Origin of the sequence: Streptomyces triticisoli, assembly GCF_003270085.1 — a bacterium.
Taxonomy (GTDB): domain Bacteria; phylum Actinomycetota; class Actinomycetes; order Streptomycetales; family Streptomycetaceae; genus Streptomyces; species Streptomyces triticisoli.
In genome coordinates this window covers 58273-73801 of record NZ_QFDQ01000059.1, presented here as the reverse complement: position 1 = coordinate 73801, position 15529 = coordinate 58273, and the positions used below count along the sequence as shown (strand labels likewise).

The 15529-nt window shown below is 71.0% G+C and carries 13 protein-coding genes, 1 tRNA gene and 2 pseudogenes; 11 read left to right on the top strand and 5 right to left on the bottom strand.

The window, feature by feature from the left end; translation table 11 throughout:
• The 3 genes from DEP02_RS11080 to DEP02_RS11070 form a co-directional block, all read left to right on the top strand.
• A partial coding sequence (locus DEP02_RS11080; protein WP_198668381.1) for an AIM24 family protein occupies positions 1–996 on the top strand: 996 nt, incomplete at its 5' end.
• An 11-nt stretch (positions 997–1007) separates the two neighbouring features.
• On the top strand, positions 1008–1688 hold the full coding sequence (locus tag DEP02_RS11075) for an AIM24 family protein (RefSeq protein ID WP_112467173.1): 681 nt from the start codon (positions 1008–1010) through the stop codon (positions 1686–1688).
• 17 nt (positions 1689–1705) lie between these two features.
• Positions 1706–2461 carry an AIM24 family protein gene (locus DEP02_RS11070; protein ID WP_112467172.1) on the top strand — a complete coding sequence of 252 codons (756 nt, stop codon included), beginning with the start codon at positions 1706–1708 and terminating at the stop codon, positions 2459–2461.
• Positions 2462–2513: 52 nt separating this feature from the next.
• Here DEP02_RS11070 and DEP02_RS11065 read toward each other — a convergent pair whose 3' ends face one another.
• A complete protein-coding gene (locus tag DEP02_RS11065) occupies positions 2514–3029 on the bottom strand; it encodes an NUDIX hydrolase (RefSeq protein ID WP_112467171.1) in 516 nt (171 codons plus the stop codon).
• Positions 3026–4483, bottom strand: coding sequence for a zinc-dependent metalloprotease (locus DEP02_RS11060; protein WP_112467170.1), 1458 nt, complete (start codon positions 4481–4483; stop codon positions 3026–3028). Before DEP02_RS11060 ends, DEP02_RS11065 begins: the two co-directional genes overlap by 4 nt.
• Before the next feature lie 192 nt (positions 4484–4675).
• Between DEP02_RS11060 and DEP02_RS11055 the strand changes: the two genes are divergently transcribed.
• The 3 genes from DEP02_RS11055 to DEP02_RS11040 all read left to right on the top strand — a co-directional run bounded on the left by DEP02_RS11055 (position 4676) and on the right by DEP02_RS11040 (position 7867).
• On the top strand, positions 4676–5788 hold the full coding sequence (locus tag DEP02_RS11055) for an SDR family oxidoreductase (protein ID WP_112467169.1): 1113 nt from the start codon (positions 4676–4678) through the stop codon (positions 5786–5788).
• Positions 5789–5824: 36 nt separating this feature from the next.
• Positions 5825–6283: a molybdenum cofactor biosynthesis protein MoaE gene (locus DEP02_RS11050; protein ID WP_112467168.1), complete on the top strand. Its 459-nt coding sequence runs from the start codon at positions 5825–5827 to the stop codon at positions 6281–6283.
• A gap of 486 nt (positions 6284–6769) precedes the next feature.
• Positions 6770–7867 carry a YlbL family protein gene (locus tag DEP02_RS11040; protein WP_112467166.1) on the top strand — a complete coding sequence of 366 codons (1098 nt, stop codon included), beginning with the start codon at positions 6770–6772 and terminating at the stop codon, positions 7865–7867.
• 85 nt (positions 7868–7952) lie between these two features.
• On the opposite strand, the gene DEP02_RS11035 is transcribed toward DEP02_RS11040, so the two are convergent.
• Positions 7953–8495, bottom strand: a complete 543-nt coding sequence (locus DEP02_RS11035; RefSeq protein ID WP_112467165.1) for a PPA1309 family protein — start codon at positions 8493–8495, stop codon at positions 7953–7955.
• Between the two features lie 176 nt (positions 8496–8671).
• On the opposite strand from DEP02_RS11035, the gene DEP02_RS11030 reads away from it, so the two are divergent.
• From DEP02_RS11030 to DEP02_RS11020, 3 genes are all read left to right on the top strand, one after another.
• Complete coding sequence (locus DEP02_RS11030) at positions 8672–11632, top strand: UPF0182 family membrane protein (protein WP_112467164.1); 2961 nt, start codon at positions 8672–8674, stop codon at positions 11630–11632.
• Positions 11633–11849: 217 nt separating this feature from the next.
• Positions 11850–13682 (top strand): tetratricopeptide repeat protein, encoded by a 1833-nt coding sequence (locus tag DEP02_RS11025; protein WP_112467163.1) that lies wholly within the window; start codon positions 11850–11852, stop codon positions 13680–13682.
• A 90-nt stretch (positions 13683–13772) separates the two neighbouring features.
• Positions 13773–13846, top strand: a tRNA-Met gene (locus DEP02_RS11020).
• Positions 13847–13988: 142 nt separating this feature from the next.
• Here DEP02_RS11020 and DEP02_RS11015 read toward each other — a convergent pair.
• The gene (locus DEP02_RS11015) at positions 13989–14405 is read right to left on the bottom strand and encodes a Fur family transcriptional regulator (protein ID WP_112467162.1); all 417 of its coding nucleotides are present in this window, start codon (positions 14403–14405) and stop codon (positions 13989–13991) included.
• 181 nt (positions 14406–14586) lie between these two features.
• Here DEP02_RS11015 and DEP02_RS35800 point away from each other — a divergent pair.
• Positions 14587–14658, top strand: a pseudogene (locus DEP02_RS35800) (hypothetical protein); the annotation flags it as partial.
• A 43-nt stretch (positions 14659–14701) separates the two neighbouring features.
• A pseudogene (locus tag DEP02_RS34540) lies at positions 14702–14928 on the top strand (catalase-related domain-containing protein); the annotation flags it as partial.
• Positions 14929–15034: 106 nt separating this feature from the next.
• On the opposite strand, the gene DEP02_RS11005 reads toward DEP02_RS34540, so the two are convergent.
• Positions 15035–15436 (bottom strand): CBS domain-containing protein, encoded by a 402-nt coding sequence (locus DEP02_RS11005; RefSeq protein WP_112467160.1) that lies wholly within the window; start codon positions 15434–15436, stop codon positions 15035–15037.
• Positions 15437–15529 lie beyond the last annotated feature (93 nt).

The window sequence follows — 15529 nt, the reverse complement described above, 5'->3', positions numbered from 1 at the left end:
GTGCAGGGCTTCGCGCCGCCCCCGGGAGCCACCCCGCCGCCGCCCGCGCCCCCGACCCCGGGTCCCGCGCCCTCGGTGCACGCCGCGCCGACGATCATCGCCCCCATGACCCCGCCCGGCGGCACCGTCCCGCCGCCCGCTCCGGCCCCCGCACCCTACGGACCCCCCGGCCAGCAGCCGCCGTACGGCCCTTCCCACGGACAGACCCCGCCCCCACCCTCCGGCTACGCCCAACCCTGGGCGCCGCAGGCCCCGCCCCCGCCCCCCGGATACGGGCACCAGCCGCTCCCCGGCCGGAGCGCGCCCCACGGCGTCCCGCAGGGAGCTCCCCAGGCCACCGGTGTGGCCGGAGCGCTGAACCTCTACCGGGAGACGCCCACCGGCCAGCGCTGGACCCTGCAGAACAGCAAGCTGATCCGCGCCGACCTCGGCACGGGAGGCCAGCCGGTGCTGGCCCGGCAGGGCAGCATGGTGCTCTACCAGGGCAAGGTCGACTTCAGCTACAAGGGCGCCGGCTTCGCGGGCCGGATCACCGGCAACGTCACCGGCCAGGAGGTGCAGCTGATGCGCTGCACCGGCCAGGGCCAGGTGTTCTTCGCCGAGGACTCCACCCACCTGCACCCCGTCGAGCTGCAGGGCGACGCCCTCTGCGTCTCCGCCGAGAACGTCCTCGCCTTCGACGAGAGCCTGCAGTACGAGATCCGCCGCATCGAGGGACACGGCATCCCCGGCGGCGCCCTGTTCACCATGCAGTTCCAGGGCACCGGCACGATCGTCGTCAAGACGCACGGCACGCCCGTCGTCCTGCCCGTGACACCGACGACGTTCGTCGACTCCAACGCCGTCGTCGCCTGGTCGGCCGCCGCCCAGGTGATCGTCTCCAGCCAGGTGCGCATGCGCCGCAACGCCTACCCGGGCGACACCGGAGAGGGCGTCAACCTCCAGTTCCGGGCCGCCCCCGGCAACTTCGTCGTCGTCCAGCCCTACGAGATCTGAGGGAGCCCGTCATGAACCAGCCGCTCGCGGGCTACGCCCCCGCACCCGTCACCGCCCGCATGGAGAACCACGGCAGCCACATGCTGAAGGTCGCCATGCAGACCGGGAACGACCTCTTCGCGCGCGTGGGGTCGATGGTCGCCTACGAGGGCTTCATCCAGTACGAGCCCAGCCCGTCCGCCGTGCGTCAGATCGCGCGCGACTGGATCACCGGTGAGGGCGCCCCGCTGATGAAGTGCTCCGGCGACGGACTGCTCTACCTCGCCGACTACGGAGCCAACGTCGTCGTCATCAACCTGGCCGGTGACGCGATCTCCGTCAACGCCACCAACCTGCTGGCCTTCGACACCGGCCTGACCTGGGGCGTCGAACGGGTCAAGGGACTGGCGAAGTTCGCCGGTCAGGGCCTGTGGAACACGAAGATCTCCGGACAGGGCTGGGTCGCGCTGACCTCCCGGGGCGAGCCGATCGTCGTCGACTGCGGCGACGGCGAGAACGAGACCTACGTCGACCCGGACGCGCTCGTCGCCTGGTCGCCGAACCTGAGGGTGAAGGGCAAGCGCAGCTTCAAGGCGCAGTCCCTGATCGGCCGGGGCAGCGGCGAGGCCTACCAGATGGCCTTCTCCGGCCAGGGCATCGTCGTCGTACAGCCCAGCGAGGACAGCACCGACCGCCTCCGGTTCCGCGGCTGAGGGGGAGACAGAACACCATGCAGAGCCCGCTTTTCGCCTTCAACGACGCCCAGACCCAGGAGCGCTGGAGCCTGCAGAACGAGCAGATGCTGCGCGTCACCCTGGAGGGCCACGACGACGTCCTCGCCCGCAAGGGCACGATGGTCGCCTACCAGGGCATGATCGAGTTCGACGCCGAGTACCAGACCGGCGGTCAGGCACGCACGCGTGCGTACACCGGCGAGGGCCTGGACCTGATGCGCTGTCACGGACAGGGCACGGTCTACCTCGCCAACCTCGCCCAGTACGTGCACATCATGGACGTCGACCAGGACGGTCTGACCGTCGACAGCAGCTATGTGCTGGCGATGGACTCCTCGCTGTACCACGAGGTCGTCGCCGTCGACAGCATGTACGGCATCTCCGGCTCGGGGAAGTACCAGCTGAACATCACCGGCCACGGCCGGGTCGCCCTGATGACCTCGGGCGCGCCGCTGCTGATGCAGGTGACACCCGACAAGTACGTCAACTGCGACGCCGACGCGATCGTCGCCTGGTCCACCGCCCTGCGGGTGCAGATGCAGGCCCAGACGCACTCCTCCGGGGTGTGGCGGCGCCGCGGCAGCACCGGCGAGGGCTGGGAGCTCAGCTTCATGGGCAGCGGCTACGCGCTCGTCCAGCCCAGCGAGCTGCTGCCGCCGCAGAACGCGGTGATCGGGCAGGGGGTCGCCGCGCAGTTCGGGATGGGGCGGCAGGGGGCGCGGGGGCAGAACCAGGACAACGTCTGGAGCTGAGCCGAGGCACGGTGCGAGGGGCGACCGCCGTAGCGGTCACCCCTCTGCACCGTCAGAGCCTGGCGCGCGTCGCCTCCAGCAGCCGTACGACCGACTCGTCCGCCACGCCGGCCACCTCGTCGTAGGCGAACCAGCGCAGGTCCAGGGACTCGTCGCTGATGGCCGCCACCGCCCCGGGCGGAGCGATCGCGGCGTACTGGACGTCGAGGTGCCAGGCGCACGGCGTGTGGTGGCGGTCCAGACGGACCGGCCCGCCGGCCAGCAGGGCCAGTCCCTCGATGCCCGACTCCTCGCTCCCCTCGCGCAGGGCGGCACCCGACAGCGTGGCGTCCCCCGGCTCGCAGTGGCCGCCCATCTGCAGCCACATGCGCATCTTCTTGTGCAGGGTCAGCAGCACCCGACCGCGCTCGGGGTCGATCACCAGGGCGCTCGCCGTGATGTGGCCGTCCCCGCAGGCCTTCCACAAACCGTCCGGATGCGCCGCCAGATGATCCAGATAGGCCTGGCGCAGCTCCGCCTGGTCCTCGTACCCCTTCAGCACGAGGACCGCGTCGTCGTACAGGCTCACTCGGCGTCGTCGCCCCTGTCGTCCTCGGCGTTCCCGTCCTTCTCGTCCTTCTTCCGCAGATCCGGCTTGGGCGCGGCACCGCCCGCCGCCTCGCCGAGCATCTTGTCCAGCTCGGAGAAGTCCATGTGCTCGCGGTGGACGAAGCCGTCCGGGTCGTCCAGGTCGGCGGCCGTGGGCAGCATGTCCGGGTGGGCCCACAGGGCGTCACGGCCCTCGACCCCGCGCGCGTCGGTGAGCGAGGCCCACAGACGGGAGGCGTCGCGCAGCCGGCGCGGGCGCAGCTCCAGGCCGATCAGTGTGGCGAACGTCTGCTCGGCCGGGCCGCCCGAGGCACGGCGGCGGCGCAGCGTCTCGCGCAGCGCGTCCGCGGACGACAGGCGCGGCTTCGCGGCCGCGTGCACCACGGCGTCCACCCAGCCCTCCACGAGCGCCAGAGCGGTCTCCAGGCGGGCCAGGGCGGCCTTCTGCTCGGGGGTGTCCTCCGGCTGGAACATGCCCTGCTGCAGGGCGTCCTGCAACTGCTCGGGGTTCTGCGGGTCGAACTGGCCGACCACGTCCTCCAGCTTCGCGGTGTCGACCTTGATCCCGCGCGCGTACCCGTCGACCGCGCCGAACAGGTGCGAGCGCAGCCACGGCACATGCGCGAACAGGCGCTGGTGGGCGGCCTCGCGCAGCGCGAGGTACAGCCGCACCTCGTCCTTGGGCACGCCCAGGTCCTTGCCGAACGTCTCGATGTTCACCGGCAGCAGCGCGGCCCGGCCGGCCGGGCCGAGCGGCAGGCCGATGTCGGTGGAGCCGACGACCTCGCCCGCCAGCACGCCGATGGCCTGCCCGATCTGCGTGCCGAACATGGCGCCGCCCATGGAGCGCATCATGCCGATCAGCGGGCCGGCCATGGCCTGCATCTCCTCCGGCAGCACGTCGCCCATGGCGGTGCCGACGCGCTCGGCGACCGGGTCGACGAGCTCCTGCCAGGCCGGCAGGGTCGCCTCCACCCACTCCGCGCGGGACCACGCCACCGCGGAGCCGGCGCCCGACGGCAGGGACGTCACGTCGTCCAGCCACAGGTCGGCCAGGCGGACGGCGTCCTGGACCGCGGTGCGCTCGGCGGGGCCGACGCTCGCGTCCTTCGTGCCGTCCGGGGTGCCCTGGGAGACCGTCTGGCGGGCGATCTGCTTGGCCATGTCCCAGTTCACCGGGCCGCCCTCGTAGGAGAGCATCTGGCCGAGCTGCTGGAACGCGGCGCCCAGGTCGGTGGGGTTCAGCGAACCGAACATGGCTGCGAGCGGATTGTCGGCGCCGGGGCCGCCAAGGCCTCCGGCACCGGGCAGCCCGAAACCGAACGGGTTGGCCGGTCCCTGCCCACCACCGCTCTGCTGGTCCTTCTTCTTGCCCTCGTCGCCGTCGTCCGGCTCCTCCGGCGGAAGGCCGAATCCGAATGGGGTGTCACTCACGGGGTTCCTCGGCTGGTAGGGCCACCGGTTCTCTCCGGCGGCGCGGCTGCCCGACAACACCACCCAGCGTAGACACCGAGGGCCGTTCGAGCCTCGGTGCTTCGCCGACAGAACGCCTGCGGCAGGATGGATGCCACCTGGTACGTACGCGTCCTTCGCGCCCGTATGGAACACAACCTCTGGAGACGCCCGGTGAGTTCCCCAGATCCGCAGGTTCGCGCAGCGCGAAACCATGAAAACACTCCCGCCGTCCGGGGGCCCGTCGTCGCGGTCACCGGAGCCGCGAGCGGGGTCGGCGCGCTGCTCACCGAGCAGCTGGCCGAGTCCGGCGAGGTCAGGCAGGTCATCGCCATCGACGAGCGGCGCGGGGAGTGCGCGGCGGCGCAGTGGCACATCCTCGACGTGCGGGACCCGGCGATCGCGGACAAGCTGCGCGGCGCGGACGTCGTGGTGCACCTGGCGCTCGACCTCGACCTGGAGACCGATGCCGCCGCCCGTACCGCCTACAACGTCCGGGGGACGCAGACCGTGCTGACCGCGGCCGCGGCGGCCGGGGTGCGCCGCGTGGTGCTCTGCACCTCCGCGATGGTGTACGGGGCCCTGCCGGACAACGAGCTGCCGCTGTCGGAGGACGCGGAGCTGCGGGCGACCGCCGAGGCGACCGGGGTCGGGGACCTGCTGGAGATCGAGCGGCTGGCGCGGCGCGCGCCGCGGGCCCATCCGGGGCTGAACGTCACCGTCGTACGGCCGGCCGTGCTGGTCGGGGGCACGGACACCGCGCTGACCAGGTACTTCGAGTCGCCTCGGCTGCTTGTTGTGGCCGGGTCGAGGCCCGCGTGGCAGTTCTGCCACGTGGAGGACCTGTGCGGTGCGCTGGAGTACGCCGTGCTGGAGAAGGTCGACGGGGAGCTGGCCGTGGGGTGCGACGGGTGGCTGGAGCAGGAGGAGGTCGAGGAGCTCAGCGGGATCCGGCGGATGGAGCTGCCGTCGGCGGTCGCGCTGGGGGCGGCGGCCCGGCTGCACCGGATCGGGCTCACCCCGTCTCCGGCGGGGGACCTGGCGTACACGATGTACCCGTGGGTGGTGAGCGGGAGCCGGCTGCATGACGCCGGGTGGCGGCCGAAGTGGACGAACGAGGAGGTCCTCGCGGAGCTGCTGGACGAGGTGTCCGGTCGGCACACGGTCGCCGGGCGGCGGCTGGGGCGGAAGGACGCGACGGCGGCGGGGGCCGCGGGGGCGACGGTCGCACTGCTGGGTGCCGCGGCGGTCGTACGGCGGGCCCGGAAGGCGCGGCGGCGGATCTGAGGGCGGCCGTGGGAGCGTGTGCGGCAGGATGGAGTCATGGCAGCCACCTACGATCACCCGGGCGAGTACGCCGCCGACGAGCCCATCAAGCTGATCGGCATCAGGGAGACCCCGCTCTCCGTGGACGAGGTGTTCAGGGCCGTGGGGGACGATGCCGCCGGTGGGACCGCGCTGTTCGTGGGAACCGTGCGGAACCATGACGGGGGCGCCGATGTCGACGAGCTCGGGTACTCCTGCCATCCCGGTGCGGAGGCGGAGATGCGGCGGATCGCCGAGAAGGTCGTCGCCGAGTACCCGGTGCGGGCGCTGGCGGCCGTGCACCGCGTGGGGGATCTGAAGGTGGGGGACCTCGCCGTCGTGGTCGGGGTGTCGTGTCCGCACCGGGGCGAGGCGTTCGAGGCCTGCCGGAAGCTGATCGACGACCTCAAGCACGAGGTGCCGATCTGGAAGCACCAGAAGTTCTCCGACGGGACCGAAGAATGGGTCGGCGCGTAGCGCCGTCGTTGAGGGGTGGTGGCCGGGCGACGGGAGGGCGGGTCGGCGCGTAGCGCCGTCGTTGAGGGGTGGTGGCCGGGCGACGGGAGGGCGGGTGGGGGCCTGCTGAGCCACGCGCGCCCTGTGATCCACGCGCGCGCCCGCTGAACCTGCACTCTTTCGCCGCAGCTCCGGTTGCGTAACCGCACCCCTGGCGTGAGCGTTGTCACTGCGGATGGTTAATCTGCTGATCAGTCAGTTGCCCTCGCTCAATTGGGGTTGGAGGTCGGCATGGCGACTCTCGCCTGGTTGCTGATTCCGTTTGTGGCTGCGATAGGCGCGGGACTCTGGGGAAGCTGGGCGAACCGGACCCGCAAGGCGCGCAGCGACGGTCCCGAACTGGACGGATACGCCCGGTTCCGTGAGGCCATGGAGAGGTCGCACTCCAGTACGTGAGGTGGACCGTCCTGACGGTGCGCCGACAGACGCGTCCCGTACTGTCGAGTCATGCCACGCCGCACCGCGACGATGCTCGCCTCCCCCCTGATGCTGTTCGCGCTCCTGTGCGCGGGGGTCTTCCTGCCCGTGCCGTACTCGGAGATGTCCCCGGGGCCGACGGTCAACACTCTCGGCGAGCACAACGGCGAGCCGGTGCTGCAGATCTCGGGCCGCAAGACCTACCCGACGGACGGCCATCTCAACATGACCACCGTCCGGGTCACCAGCGCCGACTACCGGATGAACTTCGTCGAGGCCTTCTACGGCTGGCTGGCGCACGACAACAAGATCGTCCCGCATGACACGCTCTACCCCGACGGCAAGACGGAGGAGCAGTCGACGCAGGAGAACGCCGAGGAGTTCACCCAGTCCCAGGAGAGCGCCAAGGTCGCCGCCCTGAAGGAGCTCGGCCTCCCGGTGCAGTCCTGGGTGATCGTCTCCACGGTCGTCAAGGGCACCCCGGCCCAGGGCAGGCTGCACGCGGGCGATGTCATCAAGGCCGTCGACGGCACGCCGGTCAAGCAGCCCTCCGACGTCGCCAAGCTGGTCACCAGGCACAAGCCCGGACAGAACGTCGTCTTCACGATCGTGCCCGCCAAGGAGCAGGCCGCCGCCGAGAAGCAGCACCGGACGGCGACCGTCACCAAGGACGTGACCATCACCACGGCGCAGTCCACCGACGCCGGCGCCAAGCGTGCCATCGTCGGGATCTCCGCCGGGACCGATCACACCTTCCCGTTCACGATCGACATCAAGCTCGCCGACGTCGGCGGACCGAGCGCCGGACTGATGTTCGCCCTCGGCATCTACGACAAGCTCACCCCCGGCAGCCTGACCGGCGGCACGTTCGTGGCCGGCACCGGGACGATCGACGACAACGGCAAGGTCGGCCCGATCGGCGGCATCGAGATGAAGACCGTCGGCGCGCGCGACAAGGGCGCCCGGTTCTTCCTGACCCCCGCCGACAACTGCGCGTCCGCCGCCAGGGACACCCCCGCGGGGCTCACCCTCGTGAAGGTGAACACCATGGGCGACGCCCTCGCCGCCCTGAAGGACATCCGCACCGGCAACACCGCCGACCTGCCGAAATGCACGGTCAGGGGCTGACGGGCGGCGCCCCTCGAAGCGGCGGGCGACCATCGGCCCCCGAACGGCGCCGGCCCCCGAGCATCACGTCAGCCCCCGAGCGCCATCAGTCCTCGAACGTCGCCGCCAGCGCCTCCGCCAGCCCCGGCACCAGGTCCGCGCCCGTGAGGACCTCCGTGGCGGAGTCCTTCTCGCGCAGCCGCAGGGCCGACTCCCGGGCGCCGTCGCGCAGGACCGCCACCGTCATGCGGACCTCCTGGCGCTCGGGATGGTCCGCCACCCACTTCGCCAGCTTCGTCCCGTCCAGCCCCTCGGGGACCTGCGCCTCGGCGGACGGCGGCAGCATCAGGCGCTCCACGGTCAGTGCGCAGCCGGTCACCGCGTCGGGCCAGGCGATCGTGCCCAGGAATTCGTCGAGCGGCCGGTCCGCCGGAATCTCGTCCTGCTCGATCGGGGTGAGACCGGAGGCCCTCTGCTCGTCCTCCAGGCCGAGCTGGGCCGCGAGGGCGGGTTCCTGGGCCCGCAGCCGTGCGGTGTCTACGAGGGCGAAGAGGCGAGCGGGCTGGTCCCAGCCGAGGCCGGAGGCGTACTCGTCGATCTCGAGTACGGCTCGGGTGAGCGGGCTCGCTGCCATGGGAGTATTGGACATGGTCACAATCCTGCCTCGTTCCCGGCCGGAATCGGGAACTGAGTAAACGGTGAGTAAGTTGCATAAGTGTGGGCCCACGACGACGGGGGCGCACCGTACGGTCCATGGATACGGGGCCTGACGCAACGAGACCCAACCAACAGCGAATTTCGAGGTGCACACCCTTGGCTTTCCAGATGCCGGACCGCGGCGGAGGCCCGACAGGGCCGCGGATGAGAGTGGGCCGCCCGTCCCGGCGTGCCAGGACCCTGCTCATGACATTGGGCGTCCTCGCCGCCCTCGGCATGGTGTTCGCCATGTTCGCGGGCTTCTGGACGGACTGGCTGTGGTACCGGTCGGTGCACTACTCGTCCGTGTTCACCACCACCCTGTGGACCAAGATCGGCCTGTTCTTCGTCTTCGGCCTGCTGATGGCGGGCGCGGTCGGACTCAACGTCTGGCTCGCGCACCGGCTGCGGCCGCCGCTGAGCGCCATGTCGATGGAGCAGCAGAGCCTGGACCGCTACCGGATGGGCATCGCGCCGTACAAGAAGTGGCTGCTGCTCGGCATCACGGCGCTGGTCGGGCTGATCGCCGGCGCCTCCGCCGCGAGCCAGTGGCGGACCTGGCTGATGTGGGTCAACGGCGTGCCGTTCGGCAAGCGGGACCCGCAGTTCAACCTGGACGTCTCCTTCTACGCCTTCGACCTGCCCTGGTACCGGTTCCTGCTGGGCTTCGGCTTCGCCACCGCGATCCTGTCCCTGATCGCCGCGGCGCTCACCCACTACCTGTACGGCGGGCTGCGCGTCACCAGCCCCGGCGCGCGTGCCACGGCCGCGGCGACCGGGCACCTTTCGGTGCTCCTCGGCGTCTTCGTGACGCTGAAGGCGGTGGCGTACTGGCTGGACCGGTACGGACTGGCGGTGAAGTCCAGCGACTTCAAGGCGACCAGCGACTGGACGGGCCTGAGGTACGTCGACGCCCACGCCTATCTGCCGGCCAAGACGATCCTGTTCTGCATCGCGGTCATCTGCGCGCTGCTGTTCTTCGCCACCCTGTGGCGGCGCACCTGGCAGCTGCCGGTCATCGGCTTCGGCCTGATGGTGTTCTCGGCCATCCTCATCGGCGGCCTGTACCCGGCGATCGTGCAGAAGTTCCAGGTCCAGCCCAACGAGCAGGCCAAGGAAGCGCCGTACGTCGCGAAGAACATCAAGGCGACGCGTGAGGCGTACGGCATCGACGACACCAAGGTGTCCGAGTACGCGGGCAAGAGCCAGACCGCGGACAAGACGAAGCTGCGCGACGAGGTCGAGAAGGCGGCGAGCATCCGCATACTGGACCCGAACGTCGTCTCGCCGACCTTCCAGCAACTCCAGCAGATCCGTAACTTCTACGGATTCCCGACCAACCTGGACGTCGACCGCTACAAGGACAAGGACGGCAAGGTCCAGGACACGGTCATCGGTCTGCGCGAGCTGAACCTCGACGGCATCCCGAAGAAGAACTGGATCAACAACCACTTCCGCTACACCCACGGCTACGGCGTCGTCGCGGCCAAGGGCACCGAGGCCGACGGCAACGGCCAGCCGTCCTTCACCGAGTCCGACCTGCCTTCCACCGGCCAGCTGGGGGAGTACGAACAGCGGGTCTACTACGGCGAGAAGACCACCACGTACTCGATCGTCGGCGGCCCCCAGAAGGAGGTCGACTACTCCGACGACAGCGGTGAGAAGACCACCAGCTACCAGGGCGACAGCGGCGTCAGCCTCTCCAACCCGGTCAACCGGGCCGCGTACGCGGTGGCGTTCGGCGAGCCGCAGATCCTCTACTCCGGCGCGATCGGCGAGGGCTCGCGGGTCCTGTACAACCGCACGCCCAAGGAGCGCGTCGAGGCGGTGGCGCCCTGGCTGACCATCGACGGCGACGCCTACCCGGCGGTGGTCGACGGCCGCATCCAGTGGATCGTCGACGCCTACACGACGACGAACGGCTACCCGTACGCCTCCCGTACGACCCTCGGTGACACCACGGCCGACTCGCTGACGTACAACAACAGCCAGCGCGCGGTGGTGGCCCAGCAGAACCAGGTCAACTACATCCGCAACTCGGTGAAGGCGACCGTCGACGCCTACAGCGGCGAGGTCAAGCTGTACCAGTGGGACACCAAGGACCCGGTCCTGAAGACCTGGATGAAGGCGTTCCCCGGCACGGTCGAGCCCAAGAAGGACATCTCGCCGGCGCTGATGGACCACCTGCGGTACCCACAGGACCTGTTCAAGGTCCAGCGCGAACTGCTCACCCGCTACCACGTGCAGGACGCGCAGACCTTCCTCAGCGGCAGTGAGGTGTGGCAGGTGCCGGACGACCCGACCAACAAGTCGGGCAACGCGGTGCCGCCGTACTACCTGACCATGAGGATGCCCGACCAGGAGGCCCAGGCGTTCTCGCTGACGACGACGTTCACGCCGACGGGCCGGGACAACATGAGCGCCTTCATGGCGGTCGACGCCGAGGCGGGCACGCCCGGCTACGGCCAGATCAGGGTCCTGAAGCTGCCGACGAGCACCACGGTCGGCGGTCCCAAGCAGGTGCAGAGCCAGTTCAACTCGAACTCGCAGCAGAACATCGCCGAGTTCGTCCGGCTCATCAGGGGCGGCGACTCGGAGCTGGAGTACGGCAACCTGCTGACCGTCCCGCTGGACGGCGGACTGCTCTACGTGGAGCCGGTCTACGTGCGCGGTGGTGAGCTCAAGTACCCGCTGATGCGGAAGGTGCTGGTGACCTACGACGGCGTCACCGCGTTCGAGAACACCCTCGGCGAAGCCCTGGACAAGGTCTTCGGCACGTCGGGCTCGACGCCTCCGCCGCCCGCGGACACCGGGGCCGGCGAGACCCCGCCGCCGTCGAGTGACAACCCGACGGTCCAGCAGGCGCTGCAGGACGCGCAGAAGGCCTTCGACGACGGGCAGGCCGCCCTGAAGAAGGGCGACTGGCAGGCGTACGGCCAGGCGCAGAAGGACCTTCAGGACGCGCTGAAGCGGGCCGAGGACGCACAGGCGCAGGCAGAGAAGGCCGGTGGCAGCGGCAAGAACGCCGACAGCGGCGACAACAAGCCGGCGCCGGATCAGAGTCCGAGCGCCGGTCCCACCGGCGGCTGATCGCTCCGACCGAGCCGAAGGGCCCGGGTCCGTAGCACGGACCCGGGCCCTTCGCGGTGTACGAACGCATGTGCCGACATGCTCTGCGGCCGTGCTGCCGTGGGGAGTTGGGCGATCTGTGTTTGACTTGTCTCTCTGTGGGCATGTCGACAAAACGCTGAAGTGACCTCACTGACTGCGGTATACCAGGTGTACCCAGGTTGCAGGTGGTGCGACGATGGACGTTATGGGGGACAAGGCAACTCTGTTCGAGACAGGGCGATTTGTACGGGCTTCCGATCCTGAGGAGACGGGAAGCCGGGACCGGGACGAGACCGGGGCGGCCGCCGACGAGGTCGCGGAGCTGGCGCGCCGCCGCCTCGCCGCGGAGTCGGGAGACGTCGAGGCCATGAGCGTCCTGGGGGCCATGCTGCTGCGCCGCGGCGATCTCGACGGAGCCGAACCCCATCTGCGGGCCGCCACGGCGGCCGGTGACCGCGCCGCCGCCAACAACCTGGGAGTCCTCCTCCACCAGCGCGGATACGCCGACGAGGCCGCCGGATGGTGGCGGATCGCCGCCGTCGCCGGATCCGCGGCGGCCGCGCACGCGCTCGGGCGCCACCACCGCGAGCGCGGCGACGAGCCCGCCGCCGAGTACTGGCTGCGCCAGGCCGCCGAGCAGGGGCACGTCCTCGGCGCCTACGCGCTCGCCGACCTGCTGGAGCACCGCGGGGACGCCGAAGCCGAGCGCTGGCTGCGGGCCGCCGCCGAACGGGGCCACCGGGAGGCCGAGTACCGGCTGGCGCGGGCACTGGACCGGCGGGCCGCGGGGGAGTCCGCCGGCGGCAACGGCGCCGGCCGCATGGCGGAGGCCGAGCAGTGGTACCGGCAGGCCGCCGCGCGCGGACACCGCCGGGCCGCGCTGCACCTCGGCGCGATCCTGGAGAAGCGCGGAGAGCTCAAGGAGGCCGGCCGCTGGTACCTGACCTCCGCCAAGGACGGCGAGGCGCGGGCCGCCTGCGCGCTCGGGTTCCTGATGCGGGACGCCGGCGACACCGAGAGCGCCGCCGTGTGGTGGCTGCGGGCCGCGCAGGACGGCGACGGCAACGCGGCGAACGCGCTGGGCGCGCTGCACGCCGAGCGCGGCGAGACGCAGACCGCCGAGCGGTGGTACCGGGCCGCGATGGACGCGGGCGACGTCAACGGCGCCTACAACCTCGGGCTGCTCTGCGCCGAGCAGGGCCGGACCGCGCAGGCCGAGCAGTGGTACCGGCGCGCGGCCTACGCCGGGCACCGGGAGGCGGCGAACGCGCTGGCCGTGCTGCTGCTGCAGGTCGGGGACACCGGCGGGGCCGAGCCGTGGTTCTCCAAGGCGGCCGAGGCCGGTAGCGTCGACGCCGCGTTCAACCTGGGGATTCTCTACGCCGGGCGGGAGCTGGAGCCCGAGGCCCTGCGCTGGTACGAGCGGGCGGCGGCCGCCGGGCACACGGAGGCGGCGCTGCAGGTGGGGATCGCCCGGCTGCGCGCGGGGGACGAGCGGGCAGCCGAGCGGCACCTGCGGTGCGCGGCCGGCGGCGGCAGTGCGGAGGCCGCGTACCGGCTGGCCACCCTGCTCGACGCCCGGCGGCCGCCGACGCCCGCGCACGAACTCGGCGAACCCGCGCTCCACGAGAAGACCGAGTGCGAGGAGTGGTACGAGCGGGCGGCCTCCCAGGGGCACCGGCGCGCGCAGGTACGGGTCGGCATGCTGGCCGCGGCCCGCGGGGACGTGGTCGAGGCGGCGCGCTGGTACCGGACGGCGGCGGAGGCCGGGTCCCGCAACGGCGCCTTCAACCTGGGGCTGCTGCTCGCCCGGGAGGGCAGCGAGCCGGAGGCCGCCGTGTGGTGGGCGCGGGCCGCCGACGCCGGGCACGGACGGGCGGCGCTCCGGCTCGCCCTGGTCTACGCGCGCCGGGGCGAGCTGACCGAGGGCCAGCGGTGGGCCGACCGGGCCGTGGAGCTGGGGCCGGCGGCGGTCGTCGAGCGGGCGGCGCGGCTGCGGGACGCACTGCGCGAGGAGCTGTCGGCGTGACGTACGGAGTGTGACGCATGCCGCGGCACGCGTCGCCGTGAGCGATTTGCTTCTCTCTCCGTCGTTCACGTACTGTTGCCATCACAACGACGCGGGGTGGAGCAGCTCGGTAGCTCGCTGGGCTCATAACCCAGAGGTCGCAGGTTCAAATCCTGTCCCCGCTACTGAAGGCCGAGGGCCGGAATCCGATCAAGGATTCCGGCCCTCGGTGTTTTCGGTGCAGCCGCGTGCACCATGACGCGTGCATCGCGAAAAGACCCCCGGCGCCTCGATGGTGCCGGGGGTCTCCTGGAAGCGTCGTCGCGGTCAGGCCGCCGCGCAGTGCGGGCACAGGCCGCGGTACGTCACCTCGACGTTTGAGACCGTGAAGCCGAAACGCTCCGAGTCGGGCAGGTCGGCCAGCGGGTTGCCGCTCGGGTGGACGTCACGGATCGCGCCGCAGCCGGCGCAGATCAGATGGTGGTGCGGCCGGTGCGCGTTGGGGTCGTACCGCTTGGCGCGCTTGTCCGTGGTCACCTCGAGGACCTCACCGAGGGAGACCAGCTCGCCCAGCGTGTTGTAGACGGTGGCCCGGGAGATCTCCGGCAGCTTCACGACGGCCCGCGCATGGACCTCGTCGGCCGTCAGATGGACGTGTTCGCCGTCGAGTACCTCGGCCACGACGCGCCGCTGCGCGGTCATACGCCATCCGCGTCCGCGCAGCCGTTCCAGAAGGTCACTCATGCAGACCAGCCTAACAGCAGGGGAACAGATTCCGAACAGGTGTGACTTTGGATGCTCACTCGGCTTAGACGCTATCCAATATGGGATTGGTCTCGGCTCAGGCCAAGTGGTGTGACCGGAGAAATCCGATCCGGGAGGCGATGCGACGCAGGGGCCGCTCACGACGGAAGCCGGTGCTCCGGTGGCCGACAACCGGAACAGTGAGACCGCGGGCGTCGGCGGCCCGGTGTTCTTCGTCAAGGACCAGCTCCTCCTGGAAAGGCTCGCCCACTTCAACCGTGAGCGCATCCCGGAGCGCGTGGTGCACGCCGAGGACAACGACTTCGTCCAGGCCGGCAACCTCTACCGTCTGATGACGGAGGAGGAGAAGGAGCGCCTGGTCGACAACCTGGCGGGCGCCGTCTCCCGGGTCTCGCGCGACGACATCGCCGAGCGCGCGATCAACAACTTCCGTCGGGCGGACGACGACTTCGGCAAGCGGTTGGAGGCCGAGGTCCGGGCCCTGCGCCCCCTTTGCGCCTGAACCGGCGCCGCTCTCGCGGACGTGGTTGCTCGCCGGGGGCTCGATCGATGGTTGCGGTCCGGTGCGGCGCCCGTGCGGACCTCGTTCGCGCAGGCGCCGCCGCGCGTCAGCCCATGAGGGTGCCTGCCCGCTGCCGGGCCGGCGCCCAGCAGCGGATGATGTCGCGGACGGAGACGATGCCCGCCGGTTCGCCGCCGTCCAGGACGATCAGGTGCCGGAAGCCGCCGTGCGTCATGGTCCGGGCCGCCTCCTCCAGGGTCCAGGTCGGGGCGGCGAACACCACGTCGGTGGTGGTGTGGGCGTGGGCGTGCTCGGTGTCCGGGCTCTGGCCCAGGCCGACGGAGTTGAGGATGTCGCGTTCGGTGAGGATGCCGATGCCGCCGGCGTCCGGGTCGTGGACCACGGCGGCGCCGACGCGGCGCGCGGACATCAGGGCCGCCGCCTGGCGGAGGGTGTGTGCGGGGCCGATGGTGAGGACCACCGTGCTCATGGCGTCGCGGACGAGCATGGGATGGAGTCACCTCCTGGAGGAATCCTGATGGTTCATGCCCGGCGCCGGAGGCGCCTGTCGAGCACTGCACAAACGCACAAGTAGGGGGAC

Coding starts and splice junctions, on each gene's coding strand:
- DEP02_RS11040 (WP_112467166.1), top strand. CDS start 6,770: ATGCCACGCCGCACCGCGACGATGCTCGCCTCCCCCCTGATGCTGTTC.
- DEP02_RS11005 (WP_112467160.1), bottom strand. CDS start 15,436: ATGCTCGTCCGCGACGCCATGAGCACGGTGGTCCTCACCATCGGCCCC.
- DEP02_RS11070 (WP_112467172.1), top strand. CDS start 1,706: ATGCAGAGCCCGCTTTTCGCCTTCAACGACGCCCAGACCCAGGAGCGC.
- DEP02_RS11075 (WP_112467173.1), top strand. CDS start 1,008: ATGAACCAGCCGCTCGCGGGCTACGCCCCCGCACCCGTCACCGCCCGC.
- DEP02_RS11015 (WP_112467162.1), bottom strand. CDS start 14,405: ATGAGTGACCTTCTGGAACGGCTGCGCGGACGCGGATGGCGTATGACC.
- DEP02_RS11050 (WP_112467168.1), top strand. CDS start 5,825: ATGGCAGCCACCTACGATCACCCGGGCGAGTACGCCGCCGACGAGCCC.
- DEP02_RS11030 (WP_112467164.1), top strand. CDS start 8,672: ATGCCGGACCGCGGCGGAGGCCCGACAGGGCCGCGGATGAGAGTGGGC.
- DEP02_RS11025 (WP_112467163.1), top strand. CDS start 11,850: ATGGACGTTATGGGGGACAAGGCAACTCTGTTCGAGACAGGGCGATTT.
- DEP02_RS11035 (WP_112467165.1), bottom strand. CDS start 8,495: ATGTCCAATACTCCCATGGCAGCGAGCCCGCTCACCCGAGCCGTACTC.